Source organism: Nocardioides koreensis, assembly GCF_039531775.1.
In the GTDB taxonomy this organism is placed as follows: Bacteria; Actinomycetota; Actinomycetes; order Propionibacteriales; family Nocardioidaceae; genus Nocardioides; species Nocardioides koreensis.
The window spans coordinates 300907-322319 of sequence record NZ_BAAAQR010000002.1; the positions used below are offsets into that span (position 1 = coordinate 300907).

Sequence of the window (21413 nt, forward strand, 5' to 3'; positions counted from 1 at the left end):
GCGAGCCCCGCACGTGACCGATCGAGCGACCCACGACCCCACGGAGCTCCCGGGCGGCGACTTCTTCATCGACGAGGTCCGCCGGGAGGGGCTGCTCGAGCCGCCCGGCACCGAGGCGGTCCCGCACGACGGCACCGGCCGGGTCGAGCTCTCGTTCACCGTCGAGACCGGCGGCGACGCGCCGGCGACCGAGCGCTCGGTGCGGGTGCCGCCCGGCGTCACGGTCTTCGACTCCGCGTCGTGGAACGGCATCGCCATCGACTCCACCTGCGGCGGCCACGGCACCTGCCACAAGTGCCGGGTCCGGATCGAGGGGCCGAGCCCGGTCTCGCGCCACGACCTGCGGACCTTCACCCGCGAGCAGCTCGACGACGGGTGGCGGCTGGCCTGCCTGGTCCAGGCGACCCGCGACCTGAGGGTCGACGTACCGCCGTTGACCACGCGCCCCAAGGCCGCCACCGTCGGGGTCGGCCGGCAGGTGATCCTGCGACCGGCCCTGCAAAAGCGGTACGTCGAGCTCGACGAGCCGACCCTGGCCGACCAGCGCACCGACCTCGACCGGCTGCTCGCCGCGATCGACGACCTGGCCCCGACCCCCGACCTGCACGTGCTGCGCCGGCTGCCCCGGGTGCTGCGCGAGGCCGACTTCAAGGTGACCGCGGTGATCGTCGACGAGACGCTGGTCGACGTGGAGCCGGGTGACACCACCGGCCGGCGCCACGCGATCGCCTTCGACCTCGGGACCACGACCGTGGTCGCGACCCTGCTCGACGTCACCACCGGCACCCCGCTCGCGGTGGCCTCGATGCTCAACCGCCAGCAGCCCTTCGGCGGCGACGTGATCACCCGGATCAGCGCCACGATGCTCGACCCGCGGGCGCTCGACCGGCTGCGGGCCGCCGCCGGCGAGACCCTGGCCGAGCTCGCCGCGCACGTGTGCGACGAGGCCGGCGTCGACCCGGCAGAGGTGCACGAGGTGGCGCTGGCCGGCAACGCGACGATGACCGCGCTCGCGCTCGGCATCGACCCCGAGCCCCTGGGGGTGGCGCCGTTCGTGATGTCGACCCCGCAGCCGCCCGCGGTGCTGGCCTCCGACCTCGGGCTGTCGCTGCACCCGCGGGCCCGCGCCTACCTCTTCCCCGCCCTCGGCGCCTACGTCGGCGGCGACATCGTCGCCGGCATGCTCGCCACCGGCATGGACCGCGACAAGCGGACCCGGCTCTTCATCGACGTCGGCACCAACTGCGAGATCGTGCTGAGCGACGGAGAGCGGATCCTGTCCACCGCCGCGCCGGCCGGCCCGGCGTTCGAGGGCGGTGCGATCCGGTGCGGCATGCGCGCCGCCGACGGCGCCGTCGAGGTCGTGAAGCTGGTGCCCGACGGCGACGAACCGGTCGTGCTGTCGGTGATCGGCGACGCCGAGCCACGCGGCCTGTGCGGCTCCGGGCTGGTCGACGCGGTCTCGGAGCTGGTCAGGGTGGGGCTGCTGGACGCCTCGGGCCGGTTCGTGCCGGAGGAGCGGGCGGCCGAGATCGCACCCGCACTGGCGGACCGGCTGACCAAGATCGGTGAGGAGCGCGTCTTCGTGCTCTTCCGCCCGCACCCCGACTCCAAGACCGACGAGTGCGTCGTCCTCTCCCAGCGCGACGTGCGGGAGCTGCAGTTCGCCAAGGCGGCGATCTCGACCGGCTGGACGCTGCTGCTGGAGGAGCTCGGGCTCGAGCACCGCGACGTGCAGCAGGTGCTGCTCGCCGGCTCGTTCGGCAGCTACCTCTCGCCGGCCTCGGCGATCCGGATCGGGCTGGTGCCGAAGCTGCCGGTGCTGCGCATCGTCTCGGCCGGCAACGTCGCCGGCGAGGGCGCCAAGATGGCGCTGCTCTCGGTGCGGGAGCGGGCCGGCGCCCGGACGCTGCTCGAGGAGGTGACCTATGTCGAGCTCTCCGACCGCACGGACTTCAACGACCGGTTCGTCGAGCAGCTCTCGTTCTGAGCCCCCGGCCGCACGGCGTACGGCGCTGATCGCCTGCGGAGCGATCGCCCAGCCCGCCGCCGCGGTCGTGGAGCGGCACGGCTGGCCCGTCGACGTCCACCCGCTGCCGCCGCTGCTGCACAACCAGCCCCAGAAGATCGCCGGTGAGGTCCGGGCCCTGGCCGAGGAGCTGGCGGCGTCGTACGACGAGGTCGTCGTCGGGTACGCCGACTGCGGGACCTACGGCGCCCTCGACGAGGTGTGCCGCGAGCTCGGACTGCGGCGGCTGCCGGGGCTGCACTGCTACGACCTGTACGCCGGGGAGTCGCGCGTCGAGCGCCTCTTCGACGACCAGCCCGGCACCTACCTGCTCACCGACTTCCTGGTGCGGTCCTTCGCGCGCACGGTGCTGCAGGAGCTCGGGCTGGACCGGTGGCCGGAGCTGCGCGAGGCCTACTTCGGCCACTACTCGCGGGTGGTCTGGCTGGCGCAGCGCCCCGACGACGACCTGCGCGAGCTCGCCGAGCAGGCCGCCGCGCGGATCGGGCTGCCGCTGACCGTCGTCGAGACCGGGGACCGCCGGCTCGAGGCCGCGCTCGCGACGCTGGTCGGCGCCGGGCCCTAGGCGTGCCCTAGCCTCCGAGCCGGTTGTGCAGCTGCACCAGCAGGTCGTTGCGCCACGCCTCGGTCTCCACGATCTGGTTGAACGTGAAGACGTGCAGCCCCTCGACCAGGGCGTCCGGCTCGCCGAGCGCCGGCGCGCACTTCTCCAGGAACCGCTCGCCGGTGTAGCCGCCGGGCGCGGCCAGCCGGGCGAAAGTGCCCTTGTGCTTGACCAGGAACCGGGTCGACTCCCCCACGCCGATCCGGGTCGCCATGGCCAGCAGCTTGGCGCGCTCGACCGGCCCCGGGATGCCCAGCAGCAGCGGCATCCTGACGCCGCGGGAGCGGAGCCGGCGTACCCAGGAGGACACCACGGCGGGGTCGAAGGTCAGGTTGCTGACGATGTGGGTGGCGTACCTGCGCTTGTCCCACATCGACTGGACGGTCAGGTCGTCGTGGATGGTCGGGTGCGACTCCGGATAGCCGGTGATGCCGACGTGGCCGAACGGGTGGCCCAGCGCCGCGAGGTCCTCGAGCAGCGCCAGCGCGTCGGGGTAGTCGCCGACGGGCTCGGAGTCGCCGCCGGGCACGAAGATCCGGGTGATCCCCTTGCCGGTCAGCCGGTCGGCGATCTCGGCGAGCTCGGTCCGCCCGCTGATCATCCGGGCCGCGAGGTGCGGGACCGCGACGAAGCCGTGCCCGGTGAGCCGCTCGACGAGGTCCAGGGTCGCCTCGAGGCCCTTGCTCGGCGAGGCGGTCACCGTGACCGTGCGGTCCCGGGGCAGGTGCTCGAGCACCTTGTCCTCGGTGGTGGGCGTGGGCAGCACCTCGTACCGGGCCTGCTCGAGCAGCCGAACCATGGTCCGCGCGACGTCCTTGTTGCGCATGATGCACTCCGTCTCGTGATGCGCACCGAGTGGGACTCATGCTAACCGTGCGTCCGGCTGCGGTACAGGGTCCTCCCGACCCGGTCAGCCGCGACCGCTGGGGTTGCGGATCGTCACCCAGGAGAGCGCCCCGCCGAAGGCGAGGAGCGCCGCGCAGACCATGGCCGCGGAGCGGTACGCCGCGTCGAAGGCGACCGGGTCGGCGTACTCGGCGCCGCTGAGCCCGACCGCCACCGGCAGTGCCGCCACCGCGAGCAGCGAGCCGGACCGGGCGACCGCGTTGTTGACCCCGCTCGCGATCCCGGCGTGCTCGTCGGGCGCGGAGGCCAGCACGGTGGCGGTCAGCGGCGCGACCATCAGCGCCAGCCCCAGCCCGAAGACGGTGAGCCCCGGCAGCACGTCGGTCCAGTAGTTGACGCCGGGGCCGGCCCGGAGCAGCAGCAGCGTGCCGCCCGCCATCACCAGCGGACCCACCGTCATCGGCAGCCGCGGCCCGATCCGCGCGGCGAGGGCGCCGCCACGGGCGGCCAGGAAGAGCATGCAGAGGGTGATCGGCAGGGTGGCGATGCCGGCACGCAGCGGGCCGTAGCCGCCGACCGTCTGCAGCTGCAGCACCAGGAAGAAGAGGACCGCGCCGAGCGCGGCGTACACCAGCAGCGTCATCGCGTTCGCGGCACTGAAGTTGCGGTCGGCGAAGATGCCCAGCTCGAGCATCGGGTGCCGGCTGGTGCGCTCGACCCACCAGAACCCCAGCCCGGCCAGCGCCGCCAGCACCGCGGCCCAGGGCGCCACCGGGCCTCCCCACTCGATGAGCGCGTACGTCGTGCCGCCCAGCGCCAGCGTCGCCAGCAGGGCGCCGGTGACGTCGAACTCGTCCGGCGCCTCGGGGTCCCGGGTGTCGGGCACCCGGCGCTGGGCCACGACGACCGCCACGACCGCCACCGGCAGGTTGATCAGGAAGATCCAGCGCCAGCTGGCGTACTGCACCAGGCCGCCGCCGACGAACGGTCCGAGGGCGGCGGCGATGCTGCCGAGGCCGGACCACGACCCGATCGCCTGCGCCCGGTCGTCACGGTGGAAGGTCCCCTGGATCATGGCCAGGCTCCCCGGGGTGAGCAGCGCGGCCCCGACCCCCTGCAGCACGCGGGCGACGATCAGCACCACGGGCGTGGGAGCCAGGCCGCAGGCCAGCGAGGCGACCGCGAACCAGACCGTGCCGATGACGAAGACCCGCCGCCGGCCGAAGCGGTCACCCAGGGACCCGCCGAGCAGGATCAGGCTGGCCAGCGAGAGCAGGTAGCCGTTGGTGATCCACTGGAGCTGGGCCAGGCTCGCGTCGAGGTCCCGGCCGATCGTGCGCAGGGCGACGTTGACGACCGTGCCGTCGAGCAGCGTCATCCCGGAGCCGAGCACGGCGGCCGTGATCACCGCGCGGCCGACCGGCGAGCCCAGTCGGACCTGCGCGCAGCCGGCGACCTCGCTCACGGGCTGCGCAGCACCCGCGCCGAGATCCAGGCGATGTCGTCGGCCGTGCGCTCCGGCGGGCCCGACGGTTGCATGACGTGGCTGAGCACCACCCGCACGACCATGTCGATCGCCGCCTCGAGGTGGTCGTCGTCCAGCAGCAGCTCGTAGGACTCGATCCGGTCGGCGACGACGATCTTGGCCGCGGCCAGCAACGACTCCGCGTGGGTGGTGAGCAGCGGCAGCAGCTCAGTGTCGGCACCGTGGGTGGCGGAGACCACCGCGTGCAGCAGCTGGTTGTCCTGGGCGAGCGTGAGCACCCCGCGCGACGCCTCCCGGATCGCGGAGACCAGGTCGCCGGGGTGGGCGTCGAAGGCCAGGCTCACGACGCCGAGGAACCGGTCCAGCTCGTGCAGGATCATCGCCTCGGCGAGCCCGGGCTTGGTCCCGACCTCGTTGTAGACGGTCTGCCGGCTCACCCCGACCCGGTCCGCGATCGTGGCCATCGTGACCCGGGCCCAGCCCACCTCGCTGGTGAGGCCGACCGCCGCCACGACGATGCGGTCGCGCATGGTGGGCGCCACGGGGGCGGTTCGCTGCGGGGCGCTGGTCACGGGGCCAGTCTAGGAACACCCGGGGCGGACGCGGGTCGCGGAACGTCCGGGACGGGCGCGGGGCCCGACGACACGGGCAGTTGGGCCCTGCCCGACGACACGGGCGGTGCTGAAGGTGGAGACGGAGACCCTGGTACGACGCCCGCGTCCCGCGGCCGCTTCCCACGGAGGAAACTCATGACGACTCGCCACCGCCACCGCCGCGGCCCTGGCCCTCACCGGCGCGGCCCTGGTCTCCACCTCGGGACCGGCACCGGCCGCACCCGAGCGCGCCGGCCTCGGCACCCAGAGCTTGGCCACGGTGCTGGCCGCCGACGGCCACCACTTCGACAAGAACCCCCGCGACTTCGACGTCGTCGACAAGCTCGTGACCCGGATCCTGGCCGGCAAGCCGGACAGCAAGCTGGCGATCCTCGCCGACGGCTCGCGCCGCCTGACGGCGTTCCTGCCCACCGACGGGGCGATGCGGCGCTCGATCTCCGACATCAACGATCAGCCGTACGGCTCCGAGCGCGCGGTCTTCCGCGGGATCTGGAAGACCGCCGGCCTCGAGGGCACCGAGCGGGTCCTGCTCTACCACCTGGTCCGCGGCAAGACCCTCACCTACAAGCAGCTCCGGAACGCGGCACCGATCAACCTGACGACCATGCAGGGTGGTTCGGTGAGGGTCCGCATCACGAGCGGCAACGTGATGCTCCACGACCACAACCCCGACTCCCCGAACTCGCGGGTGTTCCATGCCGTGGCGAACATCAACAAGGGCAACCGCCAGATCGCGCACGGCATCGCCTGGATCATCAGTCCTGACTGATTCCCTCGTTCGTCAGGCGTCGTGTCGGAGGCCCTTGCGTCTGTTGCGCGTGAGGTTTCCGGCCAGGTGCCCGGCTGGCGGGTCTGCTCTGGTTGCGGTCTTGGCTGGCTACGGCGGGGGTCTCCTCGTGGTTGCGGCCGGATCCCGGCTCGCGGTCGGTGCCCGTCAGAAAATGCTCTCGAAAGTGTCTTCGTATAGCGTCTCACCAGATGAGATATGCGCAGGCCAGCGGGCCCGGGACTGTCGGTGGGCTCTGGTTGAGTCAGGACATGGAGCAGCCCACCGATCTCCCCACCACCCCCGCGGGGGTGGTCGCGGACGTGAACGGTCGGCTGGCCTGCCTGGACGAGGCGCTGTGGGCGGCCAAGACGTCGGAGGAGCTGGTCGAGGCGGTCGCCGAGGCCGAGACGCTCCGGGCGCACCTGGCCGGCCTGGAGGCCTCGATGCTGGCCGAGATCGAGGCCCGGAAGGTCCCGAAGCAGGAGCTGGCCTGGTCCTCGACGGCCGGCTGGTTCACCCACCTGGCCGGGATGAAGCGGGGTCAGGGGCACCGCGCCGTCGAGCAGGCCCCGCTCCTGGTCGGCGAGCGGACCGCCACCCATGCCGCGCTGCTGGCCGGGCGGGTCTCCCCGGAGCAGGCCGCGATCATCGTCGCCGCGGTCGAGAAGCTCCCCCTCAACCCGGCGGTCCGGGCGGAGGGCGAACAGCTGCTGCTCGAGGCGGCGTCCCGGCTCACCGCCACCGAGCTGCACCATGCCGCCAAGCGCCTGGTGCTGGTGGTCGACCCGGAGAAGGCCGAACGCGACGCCGAGAAGGCCCTGGACCGCGAGGACCGGGCCGCGCACCTGCACCGACACCTCTCCATCACCGAGGACGGCGCCGGCGGCGTCCGGCTCCGCGGCCGCGGCACCGTCGAGGACGCCGCCATCCTCAAGGCCGCGTTCCTGCCGCTGACCAAGCCCGAACCCGCCGTCGACCCCGACAACCCCGGCAACCCCGAAGATCCCGACTGCGCGGCCCTCACCGACCCCCGCGACCACGGCGCCCGCATGTGGGACGCGCTGGTGGCCACCGCCCAGCACGCCCTGGACACCGACCTCCCCCCGGACTGCCACGGCGCCAGACCCCGGGTCACCGTCACCACCAGCCTCGACGTGCTGCGCCAGCAGATCGACTGGGCCACCCTCGGCACCACCACCAGCACCACTGGCGCCAGCACCGCCGCGCCCCTGGGTGCGGTCACCGACGACGGGCTCGAGCTGGCTCCGTCGGTGATCCGCCGGCTCGCCTGCGACGCCGACATCATCCCCATCGCCCTCGGCGGCAAGGGCGAGGTCCTCGACGTCGGCCGCACCTGCCGGCTGGTCACCCCAGCGATCTGGCGGGCCGTGGTCTGCCGGGACCGACACTGCGCCTTCCCCGGCTGCACCCGCCCCCCGCTCATGTGCCACGCCCACCACATCACCCACTGGGCCGACGGCGGCCACACCAACCTCGAAAACCTCGTCCTCCTCTGCGGCCAGCACCACCGGGTCATCCACCACACCCCCTGGCAGGTCCGCCTCAACCCCCACGACGGCCGACCCGAGTTCCGGCCCCCACCCAAACGCGGGCACCCACCCCCGGACTGGATCCGAAGCAGACCCCGCCGCGAGTGAACGCCCAGGGTCGGCAACGCCAAGGTGCGGAACGACCAAGAGAACGAACCACCACCAGCGAGAACAGGCGAAGGACGCGAGCCGCGCCGGGGAGCCCGTCCGCGCCCGCAGGGCGCAAGGAGCGTAAAAGCGAGCCGAAGGCGCCGCCCAGGCGCGCAACCACAGCAGAACAGCGATGCGGCGCCAAAGGCGAAGCAAGCGACGGCGCCCTACGGGAGCGGGCGGGCTCCCCGACAGGGCACAGCCGGACACAGCCGAAAGACAGCCCGGCCACCGCCGGTGAATCCGGCCACCGCCGGCAGAACTAACCCTCCAAACCAAGCGCCTGCACCGGACAAGAAGCCACTGCCGCCACCACCTGGGATCGGTGCTCCGCGCCCGGCGCGGGTTCGAGCACGTGCATCACGTCGTCATCGTCGAGCTCGAAGAACTCATGCGCCATGGCCTCGCACATCCCGAGGCCCTCGCACCGGTCACGGTCCACCACGATCCGCATCAGGCGGCGCCCCGCTCGAGCTCGAGCGGGACGAAGTCGACCTTCTCGCGCACGCCGCAGTCCGGGCAGCACCAGGTCTCCGGGATGTCGGCCCAGGCCGTGCCGGCAGCGAAGCCCTCGTGCTCGTCGCCGGCGTTCACGTCGTACACGTAGCCGCACCCGGGGCAGCGCGCGGCCATCACCTCGGCCGGCGCCGTGCCGACGCCGGAGCCGTCACGGCGACCGGGTCCGGCGTCGGTGGCCTCGCTCGGCGGGGGGTACTTCGCGAGGATCTTGTCCCGCTTGCGCGGGCTCAGGTTGGCGCGGCGCAGGTCGCCGTCGAAGTGCGCGAGCACGCGCGGGTCCATCACCCGGCGCCAGACCGCGGGCACGGTCGCGAGCACGATCATCCCGGCGTACCCGGTCGGCAGCACCGGCGACTCCTCGAAGTCGCGCAGCGTCTGGTAGCGCCGGGTGGGGTTGGCGTGGTGGTCGCTGTGCCGCTGCAGGTGGTAGAGCAGCACGTTGGTGGCGATGTTGTTGGAGTTCCACGAGTGCGAGGGGTCGACCCGCTCGTAGCGCTGACGCTCGCCGACGCCGACCTTCTGCCGCAGCATCCCGTAATGCTCCATGTAGTTGACGACCTCGAGCAGCGAGAAGCCCACGATCGCCTGGACGACCAGGAAGGGCAGGATCCCGGCGCCCAGCCAGGCGACCAGCGCACCCCACAGCACCGCCGACATCAGCCACGCGTTCAGCACGTCGTTGCCGAGCCGGAAGGGGTGCTGCTTCCTGCGCGCGTAGCGACGCTTCTCGAGCCTCCACGCGCTGCGCAGCGACCCGCCCACGGTGCGCGGCCAGAACTGGTAGAAGCTCTCGCCGACCCGGCTGCTGGCCGGGTCCTCGGGGGTGGCGACGCGGACGTGGTGGCCTCGGTTGTGCTCGATGTAGAAGTGGCCGTAGAAGCTCTGGGCCAGCGCGATCTTGGACAGCCACCGCTCGTGGCTCTCCTTCTTGTGGCCGAGCTCGTGGGCGGTGTTGATGCCGATCCCGCCGATGCAGCCGATCGACACGGCCAGGCCGACCTTGTCCAGCGTGGAGAGGTCCGCACCGCCGGCGATGAGGTACATGGCGCCGACGAACCCGGCGTACTGGATCGGCAGGAAGAGGTAGGTGATCCACCGGTAGTACCGGTCCTTCTCGAGCGCCTCGATCACGTCGTCGGGCGGGTTGGAGCGGTCCAGCCCGACGACCAGGTCGATGGCCGGGACGACCACGAGGATCACGATCGGGCCGATCCAGAACCAGACGCCCCACCCGGTCAGCGTCCACATCCCGTAGCCGATGAAGGCCAGCGAGGGCACCACCAGGCCGATCAGCCACAGGTAGCGCTTCTTGTCCTTCCAGCTCTCGGTGGATCCACTCGGGACCGTGCTGTTCGCGACCGGAGCCGTCGGAGTCATCGCGGGGACCTTCCTGCCGAGCCGTCAGTGCTTGGGTTTACACGACCATAGGGTTTGTAAACCTCGTTGACAAGAGGTGTTGGGATGTAAACCTCAGTGGACCGTCACGGACGGCGCCAGTTGCCTTGGTCCCCTCCGACCCGTGAGATTGGGACGATGACGACCAACGACCACCCGGTGGGCATCGACTTCGGCGGCAGCGGCATCAAGGGCGCCCCCGTGGACATCGAGGCCGGCGATCTCGCGGCCGAGCGCGAGCGGGTCCCGACCCCGCGCCCCTCGAGCCCGGACGCGGTGGCGGCCGTCTTCGTGGAGCTGCTGACGCGGTTCCCCGACTGCCACGGCCCGGTCGGGGTGACCGTGCCCGGCGTGGTCCACCACGGCGTGGTGCACACGGCCGCCAACATCGACCGCTCCTGGATCGGGACCGACGCCGACGCCCTCTTCACGAAGGCGACCGGGCGCGACGTGCACGTGGTCAACGACGCGGACGCGGCCGGCCTGGCCGAGGTGCGGTACGGCGCGGCGAGGGGCCGCAACGGCCTGGTCATCGTCACCACGCTGGGCACGGGCATCGGCTCGGCGATGGTGTACGACGGGGTGCTGGTGCCGAACTCCGAGCTCGGCCACCTCGAGATCGACGGCAAGGGCGCCGAGACCCGGGCCGCCAACAGCGTCCGGGAGGCCGAGGACCTGTCCTGGGAGAAGTGGGCCAAGCGCCTCACGACGTACTACCGCACCCTGGAGAGGCTCTTCTCCCCCGAGCTCTTCGTGGTGGGCGGCGGCGTGAGCAAGAAGGCCGAGCACTTCCTGCCGCTGCTCGACCTCGACACCGAGATCGTGCCCGCCACCCTGCTCAACAAGGCCGGGGTGGTCGGCGCCGCCCTCTACGCCGCGGAGGAGTCCGGGACGGCCTGAGCCCCCCGGCCCACGACGCCGCCCCCGATCCAGCCCACGCTGGCCGGGCGGCGCCGCGGCTCACTCGGTGGTGCCCCGGATGGCGGCGGCGACCGCCTTCGGCACGTCGGGGTGGAAGACGGTCGGGATGATGAAGTTCGGGTTCAGCTCGTCGTCCTTGACCACCAGGGCGATCGCCTCGGCCGCGCGCAGCAGCATCTCCACGGTGATCTCGTGCGCCCGAGCGTCGAGCAGGCCGCGGAAGACGCCCGGGAAGGCCAGCACGTTGTTGATCTGGTTGGGGTAGTCCGAGCGCCCGCTCGCCACCACCGCGGCGTACTTCTCCGCCTCGGCGGGGTCGACCTCCGGGTCGGGGTTCGCCAGCGCGAAGATGACGGCGTCGTCGGCCATGTCGGCGATCCACTCGGCCTTGAGCACCCCGGGCGCGCTGACCCCGATGAAGACGTCGGCGCCGTCGAGCACGCTGTGCAGGTCCCCGCGGACCCGGCGCGGGTTGGTCTCCTCGGCGAGCTGCCGGTGGGCGCCGGCGAGCGTCTCGTCGTCGGCGGACAGGGCCCCGGCCCGGTCGACGACCACCACGTCGGTGACGCCCGCGGCGAGGAGCAGCGTGACGATGGCCGTGCCGGCCGCACCGCCGCCCGACACCACGACGCGGACCTCGGGCAGGTTCTTCTTCACCACGCGCAGCGCGTTGGTCAGCGCCGCCAGCACCACGATGGCGGTGCCGTGCTGGTCGTCGTGGAAGACGGGGATGTCGAGGCTCTCGCGCAGCCGGCGCTCGATCTCGAAGCACCGCGGCGCCGCGATGTCCTCGAGGTTGATGCCGCCGAAGCCGGGGGCGATCATCTCGACCGCGCGGACGATCTCGTCGGTGTCCTGGGTGTCCAGGCAGATCGGCCAGGCGTCGATGCCGGCGAACCGCTTGAACAGCGCCGCCTTGCCCTCCATCACCGGCATCGCCGCGCCGGGGCCGATGTTGCCGAGGCCGAGGACCGCCGAGCCGTCGGTCACGACCGCCACGGTGTTGCCCTTGCTGGTCAGCCGCCACACGTCCTCGGGGTGCTCGGCGATCGCCATGCTCACCCGGCCGACGCCGGGGGTGTAGGCCATCGAGAGGTCGTCGCGGTTGCGCAGGGGCACCTTGGAGGAGACCTCGATCTTGCCGCCGAGGTGGAGCAGGAAGGTCCGGTCGCTGGTCTTGTAGACGTGCACGCCCGCGACCTTGTCGACCTCGGTCTCGAGCTCGTGGGCGTGGTTCGCGTCGCTTGCCGAGCAGGTCACGTCGACCACCAGTCGCTCGTGGCTCGACTCCGCCACGTCGATGGCGGTCACGATGCCGCCCGCCTGGGCGATCGCCGTGGCGACCGCGCCCACCACCCCGTGGTCGGGCGCCGTGTGCAGGCGCATGGTGATCGAGTACGACGAGGTGGTGGCGGCCATGGTCGAACCTTCCTCCGACCCGGTGGTTACGTTCAAGTCACCTACGACCGCAACGACCGAAACCGGCACCTGCCGGCCCCGCGCGCCGGGATCAGCGGGCGACGCCGAGGTGGTCGAGCAGGTTGTGGGAGAACCGCTGGCCCATCGTCGCCATGACGCCCTTCATCGCGGTCGTCACGGCCGGGGACGAGACCCGGGGCAGCGGCAGCTCCACGGCCACCTCGAGGCTGGTGGCCAGGTGGGTCCCTCCCTCGGTGTCGGAGAGGTCGTACCAGCCGTGCACGCCGGTCCGCTCCTGCGTCCCGGCCGGCGGGTCGTGCTTGAACTCGATGCGCTCGAGGTCGGTGAAGGTCATCCGTTCGGTGAACGCCGAGGCGATCCCGACGCCCAGCACCTCCAGGCCCGTCATCTCCCACAGCCAGTGCTCGCCCCGGGCCTCGATGCTCTTGACGAACGGCGTCATCCGGGCGACCAGCGCGGGGTCGGTCAGCGCCTCCCAGATCTCGTCGCGGCCGGCGCGCACCACGGCCTTGGCCTCGGTGCGGGCAGCAAAGCGGTTCATGCCGCCTCCTCGCCGGTCCGCTCCAGCGCGGACTCGATGTCGGCGGCGATCTTCTCGGGCGCGGTGGTCGGCCCGTACCGCTTCACCACCCGGCCGCGGTGGTCGACCAGGAACTTGGTGAAGTTCCACTTGATGCGGCTGCCGAGCAGGCCATCCTTCTCCGAGCGCAGCCACGCGAAGAGCGGGTGCGCACCGTCGCCGTTCACCTCGACCTTGGCGAAGAGCGGGAAGCTCACCCCGAAGCGGCGCTCGCAGAACGCCGCGATCTCGGCCTCGCTGCCCGGCTCCTGGCCGCCAAACTGGTCGCACGGGAAGCCCAGCACCCTGAAGCCACGGTCGGCATGGGCGTCGTGGAGCCCCTGCAGGCCCTGGTACTGGGGCGTGAACCCGCACTGGGAGGCGGTGTTGACGACCAGGACGACCTGACCGGAGTAGTCCCCGAGGTCGACCTGCTCACCGTCGATGCTGCGCGCCTGGAAGTCGGAGAGGGTCGGCATGTCCCCGAGTGTGGCAAAGGGCTGGTCAGTCGTCCGTGACCACGGTCACGGGAAGAAAATTGCCCGGAAGATGTTTCAGGCTGCTGCATTTCGAGCACCTTCCTGTTACGCGGAGCCGGCTCGACCGTCCAGCCAGGCCGGCTCCACTACAACGGAGGAGCAGAGCAGAGATGTCGTTCGTCGCCGTGTTCACCGCAAGTGCCATGAGCTTCACGCTTCTCGTCCCGATCCTGATGGTCGTGGTCCTGCTCGCCTACGGAGCACCGAGCCGACGCGCGGTCCCCGTGAAGTCCGACCCCATGGAGAGCCGCGCCTCGCGTGGCGGGGCGGACCACGGGGCCGACGTCAGCCGACTGGCTGCCTGACCCCTCGCCGCCTGAGCACCACCACGAGCAGCACCAGCGACGCGGCCTGGCAGGCCCCGAGCACCAGCACCAGGTCCAGCCGGCCTCCGCTGTAGAGGGCGCCCGCGAGCAGGCCCCCCGCCAGCGCGGCGGCGCCCTGGAAGGCCGCGAACACGCCGTACGCCGTGGCGAGCCGCGACGAGGGCACCAGGTCGGCCACCAGCGCCTTGACCGTCGAGTCCTGGACGCCCACGGCCGCGCCCCACACGAGCACCCCGGCCAGGGCCACGCCCAGCCGGTCGGCCAGGGACAGCAGCGGCACCAGCGCCACCAGGAACGGCAGGACCAGCAGCACCCGCGCCCCCACCCGGTCGTAGGCGAACCCGGTCGCGAGCGCGGAGAGCGCCTCGACCGCCATCGCGACCGCGTAGACCACCGGCACCAGGGCCGGGCGCACGAGGCCGGCGTCGCTGAGGTGGAAGCCGATCAGCCCGAAGGTCATCAGCCCCAGCGTGCTCGCGGCGCACGAGACCGCGAAGAGGTGGAAGTCGCGCGGCAGCCGCCGGTCCGCCGCCACACCCTCCGTGGTCGCGGCACTCGCGGCCGGGGCGTCGGCCGCCTCGACCCGGGTCGCCGGCGGCTCGGGCGCGTCGTACACGCGCATGTCGGGGACCCGGCGCCGGAGCACGAACAGCAGCACCATCGCCACCGCGCCCGGCACCGCCAGCGCCGCCAGGCCGGCCCAGGTCCGCGTCGTGAGCGCGACGACGCCGGCCACCAGCAGCGGGCCGGCGAACGCGCCGACCTGGTCCAGCGCCTTGTGGACCGCGAAGCCCTTGCCGCGACCGACCGACGCCGCGGCGTGCGCGAGCAGCGCCGACTTGGAGGGGCTGCGGACGGCCTTGCCGGTCCGCTCCAGCAGCACCATCGTGGCCCCGAAGGCGAGCCCGGCACCCCCGAGGAACGGCGCCACCGCCATCAGCGGCACGCACACGGCAGTCATCGCGTAGCCCACGATGGTCAGCGGCCAGTAGGCGCCGCTGCGGTCGGCGAGCGGCCCGGACACCAGCCGCAGCACCAGGGCGGCGGCCTCGCCGGCACCGGTCACCACGCCGACCACCAGCGCGGAGGCGCCGAGCGCCGCGAGGTAGGGGCCGGTGATCGCGCGGGCGCCCTCGTAGACCATGTCGGCGGACAGGCTGACGATGCCGAACCAGACCACCGTGCGCCACGCCGACCAGGCGGGGACCCCGGCCGGCTGCGGGGCCGGCTGCGGGACCGGCTGCCGGGTCGTCTTCATCGGGCATTCACGAACCGGACGCTACCGTCGAGCCGTGAGCCCGAAGGCACTGCCGTGAAGGTGCTCGTCGCCGAGGACGAGCCCCGCCTCGCCGCGCTGCTCGAGCAGTCCCTGGCCGAGGTCGGCTGGGAGGTCGACGTCGTGACGGACGGCCGCGCGGCCTACGGCGCAGCGCTCGGGGACGCGGCGTACGACGTGCTGCTGCTCGACTGGATGCTGCCCGGCCTCGAGGGCGTGACCGTGTGCCGCCGGCTGCGCGAGGTCGGGGTCCGCACCCCGGTGCTGATGCTCACGGCGAGGACCACGGTGCCGGACCGGGTCGTGGGTCTCGAGGCCGGCGCCGACGACTACCTGCTCAAGCCCTTCGACCTCGACGAGCTGATCGCACGGCTGCGCGCGCTGCGCCGTCGGGCGGTGGGCGACGACGACCAGCCGCTGCGGGTGGGCGACCTGGTGCTGGACCCGGCCGCGCGGCGTACGACGCGGGGCGGGGTCGAGATCGAGCTGTCCGCCCGCGAGTTCGACATCCTGCGCCTGCTGATGGAGCGGACCGGGCGGCTGGTCACCCGGTTCACGATCCTCGACGAGGTCTGGGACGGCGACACCGACCTGAAGAGCAACGTGATCGACGTGCACGTGGCGAGCCTCCGGTCCAAGATCGACCGGCCGTTCGGGACCAGCACCATCACGACGCTGCGGGGAGCCGGCTACCGGATCGACCCCGCGCCCGCGGCGGCTCCCGCGGACGACCCGGCCTCGTGACCCCGACGACCACGCGAGCCCGCCTGCGGCGACGGGTCTCGCGGCTGCCGCTGCGGGTCCGGCTGGTGGCCGGCTTCTCGGCGACCATGTTCCTCGTCCTCACCGCCGCCGGGGCGTTCGTCTACTGGCGGGTGCAGTTCGCGCTGGACCGGCAGCTCGACGGCGACCTGACCAGCGCCACCCAGCTGGTCACGCCCCATGTGCAGGCGGACGGGTCGGTGGCGCCGCGCGCCGGGAACGTGGTCGGCAACGAGCTCTACCAGGTCCTCGACAGCCGGGGGCGGGTGCTCTCGGCCAGCCCGACGATGACCGGCCGGTCGCTGGCCTCACCCACGACGCTGGCCGAGGCGCGCGAGGGTCCGGTCATCAAGGACGTCGGCCTGCTGCTGCCGACGACCCGGAACCCGCTGCGGATCGAGGCCTCCCGGCTGCCCGGCGCGGCGAACCAGCAGGCGGCGGTGCTCGTGGTCGCCGTCCGCCGCGACCACCGCGACGAGGCGCTCCTCGAGCTGCTCGCCCAGCTCGCGGTGGCCGGCCTCGGCGCGCTGCTGGTGACCGCGGTCGTCGGCGACCAGCTGGCCCGCTTCGCGCTCCGCCCGGTCGAGCACTACCGCGCGCAGGCCGCCGACATCGTCGGCGGCGCCACCGGGGTGCGGCTGGAGGTCCCGCCGGGGCGCGACGACGAGGTCACCCGGCTCGGCGACACGCTCAACGCGATGCTCGAGGCGCTGGAGGAGGCGGTCGAGCGCGAGCGGCGCTTCGTCAACGACGCCAGCCACGAGCTGCGCACCCCGCTGACCCTGCTGACCACCCGGGTCCAGCTCGCGCGGCGCCGGACCCGCACGGTCGCCGAGCACGAGGCGGTGCTCGCCGAGATCGAGACCGACGTGGTCCGGCTGGTGCAGCTGGCCGACCACCTCCTCGACGTCGGCCACGACCGGCGGGTCGACGAAGGCGGCTGCGACCTCGCCGCGGTCGCCGCCGCCGAGGTGGCCCGGCGCAACGCGGTCGCCCGCGCCACCGGGCACGGGGGGTCGGCGGTCGCGCTGACCACGCACGAGGCGCCCGTCGCGCTCTCGGAGGCGGCCGCCGGACAGCTGGTCGGCAACCTGCTCGACAACGCGCTCAAGCACGGGGCGGCCCCGGTCCGCGTGGCGGTCGACCGCATCGGCGGGTGGGGCCGCCTCGTCGTCACCGACGCCGGCCCGGGCATGGACGCCGAGCTGCTCGCCACCGCCACCCGGCGGTTCACCCGGGCGGCCACGTCGCGCTCGCGGGAGGGGTTCGGCCTCGGCCTGTCCCTCGTGGAGGCCCTCGTCACGCGGGCCGGCGGCGAGCTGCGGCTCTGCTCCGGCGGGCACCACCAGCGGTACGGCGCCCCACCGCCCGCGTCACCCTCGACCGCCTCCTCACCGACCGCCACCGAGGTGCCCTGCACGCACGACGGTGCGATGACCGTCACGGTGCTCCTGCCGGCCGACTGAGCCGGACTTCATCAGGCTTTCACGTTGCGTTCATAACGTCGTCGCCGTTCTGTCTGGCGAAAGGCGCTCCCCATGCTGCAAGACCTCCTGTCGAGCATCCTCGACAACCTCGGCGGCCCGGCCCGGCTGGGCCTCGACGTGTTGTCGATGCTCGTGCTCGTCGGTCTCCTGTACCGCCGCCGCGCGGCGGCCCCCGAGATGACGCTCGTGTTCACCGCCCTCAACATCGGGCTGTTCGCGGCGGTGTCGGCGATCGGCTCGGGCAGCTTCCCGACCGGGATCGGGTTCGGCCTCTTCGGCCTGCTCAGCCTGGTCCGGCTGCGCAGCGCGGCGTTCACGCTCAAGGACGTCGCCTACACGTTCGTGGCGCTGATCCTCGCGCTGGTCAACGGGCTGCCGGAGCGCAACCTCGCGCTGGTCGTCGCGCTCGACGCGGTGCTGCTCGTCGCGATCTGGGTGACCGACGAGTCCCGGGTCACCCGGCCGACCCGGATCGTCCGGCTCACCCTGGACCGGGCCCTCACCGACACCGAGGCGGTCACCGCCGAGGTGCGCGAGCGGATGGGCCTCGAGCCGGTCGGCCTCACCGTCGACGACGTGGACTTCGTCCGGGACACCACCCGGGTCCGGGTGCGGGTCACCGTCGAGGACACCTGGTGGGCCTGGGCCGACGCCCAGGCAGTCACGGCCCGTGCCGATGCCGCCGAGAGCGAGGCCGCCGATGCTCGCTGACCGCACCCGCCCCGCACCCGTCGACGTGTCCGGCCGCGCCGGCGTCGGCCTCGACGAGGTCGTCCAGGAGGCCGCCAACCTGACCCGGGTCGACCGCAAGTACCTGGTCGACCGCCACCTGGCCGAGTCGTTCCTGACCCTGCTCCCGGCGTCCTTCCGGGTCCTCACGATCGACGGGCGCCGGACCACGTCGTACTCCTCGGTCTACTTCGACACCGCACGCCTCGACGCGTGCCGCGACCACGTGCAGCGGCGCCGCCGCCGGTGGAAGGTGCGCAGCCGGATGTACGTCGAGGACCGGCTCTGCCGCTTCGAGGTCAAGACCCGCGACGGCCGCGGCGTGACGCAGAAGCAGGTCGCCGCGAGCCACCCCGACCAGCACGGCCTGCTCGGCTCGGACGAGGCCGCCTTCGTCACCGGGACGCTCCGCGACCACGGGGTGGACGTGGACGTCGCCACGCTGGCGCCGTCGATGCGGGTGGACTACCAGCGGCTCACGCTCGCCGACACCGCGGCCGCGCTGCGGGTCACGCTCGACTGGGGCGTGGAGTGCTCGCTGGACGGCGGGCGCGTGTGGGTCGACGAGGACTGGGTGCTCGTCGAGACCAAGGGCGGCCTGCGGCCCTCGCCGGCCGACGCCCTGCTCGGCTCGCTGGGTGCACGCCCGCGCTCCTTCTCCAAGTACGTCTCCGCCGCCTCGCTGCTGCGCGAGGACATCCCCGACAACGACGTCCGCCGCCTGCGCGGCCGGCAGCTCCACCTCCAGGAGGCCATCGCATGAAGTCCGCCACCACCCGCAAGCGCGGGTCCCGCAAGTTCGTCGTGATCGCGGTGGTCGCCGTGCTCGCGGTCCTGGGCGGGGCCGTCGAGCCGTGGGCCTACGCGACCTTCATCGACACCTCGGCCAAGGACCGGATCGAGGCCGACCCGCCGCCCACGCTCTTCCCCGACTCCGACATCCGTCCCCTCGAGCACCGGGTCGACGCCCAGCCGCCCCGCGCCGAGCGGCTGATGGCCGCGTGGTGGAGCCGGCACGGCGCGACCGCCGACGACGCGGCCTTCGTCAGCTGGCTGGAGCAGACCCTCCCGCCCCCGCCGTCCACCTCCCGTCGCGCCCGGGAGATCAAGGAGGTGCAGGCGATCGCCCCGAAGCGGACCCAGGCGGGCGTGACCGCGGCGACCTGGCTGGAGTCCTACGGCAAGGACGACATCTGGAAGCTGGCCGCGCACGACCAGGCCGAGATGCTGCCGCCCGCCACCGGAGAGGCGCTGAAGAACCACGTCAAGGACGCGATCAAGATGGCCAAGGACGTGGCCGACGTCCTCGGCACGAAGTACCAGCAGTCAGCGCCGTACGTCATCGACCCCTCGCTGCGCACCGACCACACGGTCGTCGACGGCCAGGTGTGCCCGTGCTCCTACCCGTCGCGGCACGCGGCGGAGGGCGCCGCCGCCTCGACCTACCTGACCGAGACCGACCCGCACCGGGCGTCCGACTACCGGTGGATGCTCGGCGAGGTCGCCTGGTCACGGGTGTACATGGCCGGCCACGTGCCCAGCGACATCACCGCCGGCGCCCTGCTCGGCGACATGATCGGGGAGTACTTCCTGGTCACCCGCGGGCAGATGCCCGAACCGAGGGCGTGAGGTTCGGCTTGGATCCACCGATGGCCGCCGTCGCGAGCGTCATCAGACGGGTGCGCTGGCAAGGCGCCGGGGCGAAGGCAGACTGGACGTCTTTCGAGCCCTCGGCAACGCAGCCGGCGTGCCCGGATGGTGGCGCGCAGCAGGCGGAGAGCGGCGGATCCAGGCTCAGCCGATCAGCCGGCCGCGCACCTGCGCGGGCTGCTGGTGGCCGATGGGGTTGTGGTGGCCGTCGAGGGCCACGACGACCGAGCGGTCGCCGAGGTCGAGCACGATCTCGTCGCCCTCGATCGCGGAGACCTCGCCGCGGATCAGGTAGAGGTCGCCCTCGAGCCGGTCGAGGGCCGAGCCGGGCTTGCAGCGTTCGACGTCGCCGGTCGCCACGGCCCGCAGCTGTGGGCGCAGCTTGCCCCGGAAGCGCCAGGCCAGGGCGAGCATGAGCAGCAGCGCGAGGTCGGCGAGCAGGGTGATCACGAGCCCGAGCCGGCTCGTCACCTGACCGTCGACCGTGTACGCCGAGGGCTGGTCCGGCAGCACGCGCACGTCCAGGGTCCGGGCGGCGACGGCCTCGTCGTACGACGCCTTGTCGAGCTGGACCGGCCACGCGTGCTGGTCGGGGTCGATCGTCCGGCTGAGCCGGAAGGTCACGTAGTACTCCGGGTCGCCGGTGGACCCGAGCACGTCGTGGCCCACGACCGGGGCGGTCACATCGGTGCCCGAGCGCTCGACCTTCCACCGCGTCCACGTGCTGTGGGCGATGGGAAGGTTGATCATGGTGATCAGGAGCAGCACGAGCAGCACCGCCTTGGGGCGGGGGCGTCGCTTCATGAGGGCCAGTATCCCGGGTGGTCAGGAAGCGTCGACACGTTGGGAGCCGAGATGACGAAGCCAGCTGTGGGAGACACCGCAGAGCTCAGCCGCCGGGTGAGCGCCGAGGACATCGTGCGCTTCACCGAGATCAGCGGGGACCGCAACCCGCTGCACTACGACCCGGAGGCCGCGGCAGCCTCCCGGTTCGGCGAGATCGTGGTCCAGGGCGGCGTCACCAGTGCGATCCTCAACGCCGTGGTGGCGGAGCGGCTGCCCGGGCCCGGCACGGTCTTCCTCAACGTCACCTGGGACTTCAGGGCCCCGGTCCGTCCCGGGGACACGATCACCGGCAGGGTGGAGGTGACCGCCGTCCGCGACGACAAGCCGATCACCGAGCTGCGGACCTCGGTGGTCCGCGACGACGGGACGGTGGTGCTCGAGGGCACCGCCGTGACCTGGACCATGGACCTCGGCGGCTGAGCCACCGTGGACGTGGTCCCGTTCCGGATCTGGCCGCCGGTGGCGCTCGGCCTCCCGCTGGCCGTGGGCGTGGCCGTGACCGGCGTGTGGGGCGACCCCGTCACGCTGCCCGCGGCCGCGGGCCCGCTGGGCTGGCTGCTGCTGCTCGGCTTCGCCTGCTGGAACGGCTGGTCGCTGTGGCTCTTCCGGCAGCACCGGACCGGCCTGCTCCCCGGCCAGCCGACGACGGGCCTGGTCGAGCGGGGACCGTTCGCCCTGTCCCGCAACCCGCTCTACCTCGGGCTCGTCGTCCTCTACGTCGCGATCGCGTTGCTGGCGCCGTCGGTGTGGGCGCTGTGCCTGCTCCCCGTCGGTGTCGTCGCCCTGGAGTGGGGCGCCATCAGGCCCGAGGAGCGCTACCTGCGGGCCCGGCTCGGCTCGGCGTACGACGACTACGCCGGGCGCGTCCGGCGCTGGCTGTGACGCAAGCACCGGACCGGGGTCCGGAGTCCGAGGC

At 72.7% G+C, this 21413-nt stretch carries 23 protein-coding genes; 13 read left to right on the top strand and 10 right to left on the bottom strand.

Translation table 11 applies throughout. From position 1 onward, the window contains the following. Positions 1-13 precede the first annotated feature (13 nt). A complete protein-coding gene (locus tag ABD268_RS05520; RefSeq protein ID WP_344148799.1) occupies positions 14-1990 on the top strand; it encodes an ASKHA domain-containing protein in 1977 nt (658 codons plus the stop codon). Beyond that, entirely contained in the window at positions 1929-2594 is a 666-nt protein-coding gene (locus tag ABD268_RS05525) for a DUF1638 domain-containing protein (RefSeq protein WP_344148802.1), read from the top strand. The genes ABD268_RS05520 and ABD268_RS05525 overlap by 62 nt, the downstream gene beginning before the upstream one ends. A gap of 7 nt (positions 2595-2601) precedes the next feature. Here ABD268_RS05525 and ABD268_RS05530 read toward each other — a convergent pair whose 3' ends face one another. From ABD268_RS05530 to ABD268_RS05540, 3 genes are all read right to left on the bottom strand, one after another. Beyond that, the gene (locus ABD268_RS05530) at positions 2602-3459 is read right to left on the bottom strand and encodes a methylenetetrahydrofolate reductase (RefSeq protein WP_344148804.1); all 858 of its coding nucleotides are present in this window, start codon (positions 3457-3459) and stop codon (positions 2602-2604) included. Between the two features lie 84 nt (positions 3460-3543). After that, entirely contained in the window at positions 3544-4944 is a 1401-nt protein-coding gene (locus ABD268_RS05535; RefSeq protein WP_344148807.1) for an MFS transporter, read from the bottom strand. Next, positions 4941-5537 (bottom strand): TetR/AcrR family transcriptional regulator, encoded by a 597-nt coding sequence (locus ABD268_RS05540; RefSeq protein ID WP_344148810.1) that lies wholly within the window; start codon positions 5535-5537, stop codon positions 4941-4943. Before ABD268_RS05540 ends, ABD268_RS05535 begins: the two co-directional genes overlap by 4 nt. Before the next feature lie 301 nt (positions 5538-5838). Here ABD268_RS05540 and ABD268_RS05545 point away from each other — a divergent pair, with 301 nt between their 5' ends. Both ABD268_RS05545 and ABD268_RS05550 read left to right on the top strand, forming a co-directional pair. Further along, positions 5839-6348: a fasciclin domain-containing protein gene (locus tag ABD268_RS05545; protein ID WP_344148813.1), complete on the top strand. Its 510-nt coding sequence runs from the start codon at positions 5839-5841 to the stop codon at positions 6346-6348. A 269-nt stretch (positions 6349-6617) separates the two neighbouring features. Next, complete coding sequence (locus tag ABD268_RS05550; RefSeq protein ID WP_344148816.1) at positions 6618-8006, top strand: HNH endonuclease signature motif containing protein; 1389 nt, start codon at positions 6618-6620, stop codon at positions 8004-8006. 304 nt (positions 8007-8310) lie between these two features. On the opposite strand, the gene ABD268_RS05555 is transcribed toward ABD268_RS05550, so the two are convergent. After that, the gene (locus ABD268_RS05555; protein WP_344148819.1) at positions 8311-8502 is read right to left on the bottom strand and encodes a ferredoxin; all 192 of its coding nucleotides are present in this window, start codon (positions 8500-8502) and stop codon (positions 8311-8313) included. Further along, complete coding sequence (locus ABD268_RS05560) at positions 8502-9944, bottom strand: fatty acid desaturase (RefSeq protein ID WP_344148822.1); 1443 nt, start codon at positions 9942-9944, stop codon at positions 8502-8504. The genes ABD268_RS05555 and ABD268_RS05560 overlap by 1 nt, the downstream gene beginning before the upstream one ends. 156 nt (positions 9945-10100) lie before the next feature. Between ABD268_RS05560 and ppgK the strand changes: the two genes are divergently transcribed. Next, the gene (ppgK, locus tag ABD268_RS05565) at positions 10101-10862 is read left to right on the top strand and encodes a polyphosphate--glucose phosphotransferase (protein ID WP_344148825.1); all 762 of its coding nucleotides are present in this window, start codon (positions 10101-10103) and stop codon (positions 10860-10862) included. A gap of 60 nt (positions 10863-10922) precedes the next feature. Here ppgK and ABD268_RS05570 read toward each other — a convergent pair whose 3' ends face one another. From ABD268_RS05570 to ABD268_RS05580, 3 genes are all read right to left on the bottom strand, one after another. Continuing rightward, positions 10923-12302, bottom strand: coding sequence for an NAD-dependent malic enzyme (locus ABD268_RS05570; RefSeq protein WP_344148828.1), 1380 nt, complete (start codon positions 12300-12302; stop codon positions 10923-10925). A 91-nt stretch (positions 12303-12393) separates the two neighbouring features. Continuing rightward, complete coding sequence (locus tag ABD268_RS05575) at positions 12394-12864, bottom strand: SRPBCC family protein (protein ID WP_344148831.1); 471 nt, start codon at positions 12862-12864, stop codon at positions 12394-12396. Continuing rightward, positions 12861-13361, bottom strand: coding sequence for a glutathione peroxidase (locus tag ABD268_RS05580; RefSeq protein WP_344148834.1), 501 nt, complete (start codon positions 13359-13361; stop codon positions 12861-12863). The genes ABD268_RS05575 and ABD268_RS05580 overlap by 4 nt, the downstream gene beginning before the upstream one ends. 170 nt (positions 13362-13531) lie before the next feature. Here ABD268_RS05580 and ABD268_RS05585 point away from each other — a divergent pair, with 170 nt between their 5' ends. Next, positions 13532-13726: a hypothetical protein gene (locus tag ABD268_RS05585; protein WP_344148837.1), complete on the top strand. Its 195-nt coding sequence runs from the start codon at positions 13532-13534 to the stop codon at positions 13724-13726. On the opposite strand, the gene ABD268_RS05590 is transcribed toward ABD268_RS05585, so the two are convergent. Further along, the gene (locus ABD268_RS05590; RefSeq protein ID WP_344148840.1) at positions 13707-15005 is read right to left on the bottom strand and encodes an MFS transporter; all 1299 of its coding nucleotides are present in this window, start codon (positions 15003-15005) and stop codon (positions 13707-13709) included. The two genes, ABD268_RS05585 and ABD268_RS05590, sit on opposite strands and share 20 nt — an antisense overlap. Before the next feature lie 54 nt (positions 15006-15059). Between ABD268_RS05590 and ABD268_RS05595 the strand changes: the two genes are divergently transcribed. From ABD268_RS05595 to ABD268_RS05615, 5 genes are all read left to right on the top strand, one after another. Further along, positions 15060-15767, top strand: coding sequence for a response regulator transcription factor (locus ABD268_RS05595; RefSeq protein WP_344148843.1), 708 nt, complete (start codon positions 15060-15062; stop codon positions 15765-15767). Further along, entirely contained in the window at positions 15764-17251 is a 1488-nt protein-coding gene (locus ABD268_RS05600; RefSeq protein ID WP_344148846.1) for a sensor histidine kinase, read from the top strand. Before ABD268_RS05595 ends, ABD268_RS05600 begins: the two co-directional genes overlap by 4 nt. Before the next feature lie 72 nt (positions 17252-17323). After that, positions 17324-17983, top strand: coding sequence for a DUF4956 domain-containing protein (locus ABD268_RS05605; RefSeq protein WP_344148849.1), 660 nt, complete (start codon positions 17324-17326; stop codon positions 17981-17983). Continuing rightward, positions 17973-18764, top strand: coding sequence for a polyphosphate polymerase domain-containing protein (locus ABD268_RS05610; RefSeq protein ID WP_344148852.1), 792 nt, complete (start codon positions 17973-17975; stop codon positions 18762-18764). Before ABD268_RS05605 ends, ABD268_RS05610 begins: the two co-directional genes overlap by 11 nt. Next, positions 18761-19630, top strand: coding sequence for a phosphatase PAP2 family protein (locus tag ABD268_RS05615; RefSeq protein ID WP_344148853.1), 870 nt, complete (start codon positions 18761-18763; stop codon positions 19628-19630). The genes ABD268_RS05610 and ABD268_RS05615 overlap by 4 nt, the downstream gene beginning before the upstream one ends. A 165-nt stretch (positions 19631-19795) precedes the next feature. Here ABD268_RS05615 and ABD268_RS05620 read toward each other — a convergent pair whose 3' ends face one another. Further along, entirely contained in the window at positions 19796-20455 is a 660-nt protein-coding gene (locus ABD268_RS05620) for a hypothetical protein (protein WP_344148855.1), read from the bottom strand. Positions 20456-20506: 51 nt separating this feature from the next. Between ABD268_RS05620 and ABD268_RS05625 the strand changes: the two genes are divergently transcribed. Beyond that, positions 20507-20917, top strand: a complete 411-nt coding sequence (locus tag ABD268_RS05625) for a MaoC family dehydratase (protein WP_344148858.1) — start codon at positions 20507-20509, stop codon at positions 20915-20917. A gap of 6 nt (positions 20918-20923) precedes the next feature. Beyond that, positions 20924-21379 (top strand): methyltransferase family protein, encoded by a 456-nt coding sequence (locus tag ABD268_RS05630; RefSeq protein ID WP_344148861.1) that lies wholly within the window; start codon positions 20924-20926, stop codon positions 21377-21379. The last annotated feature ends 34 nt before the right edge of the window (positions 21380-21413 follow it).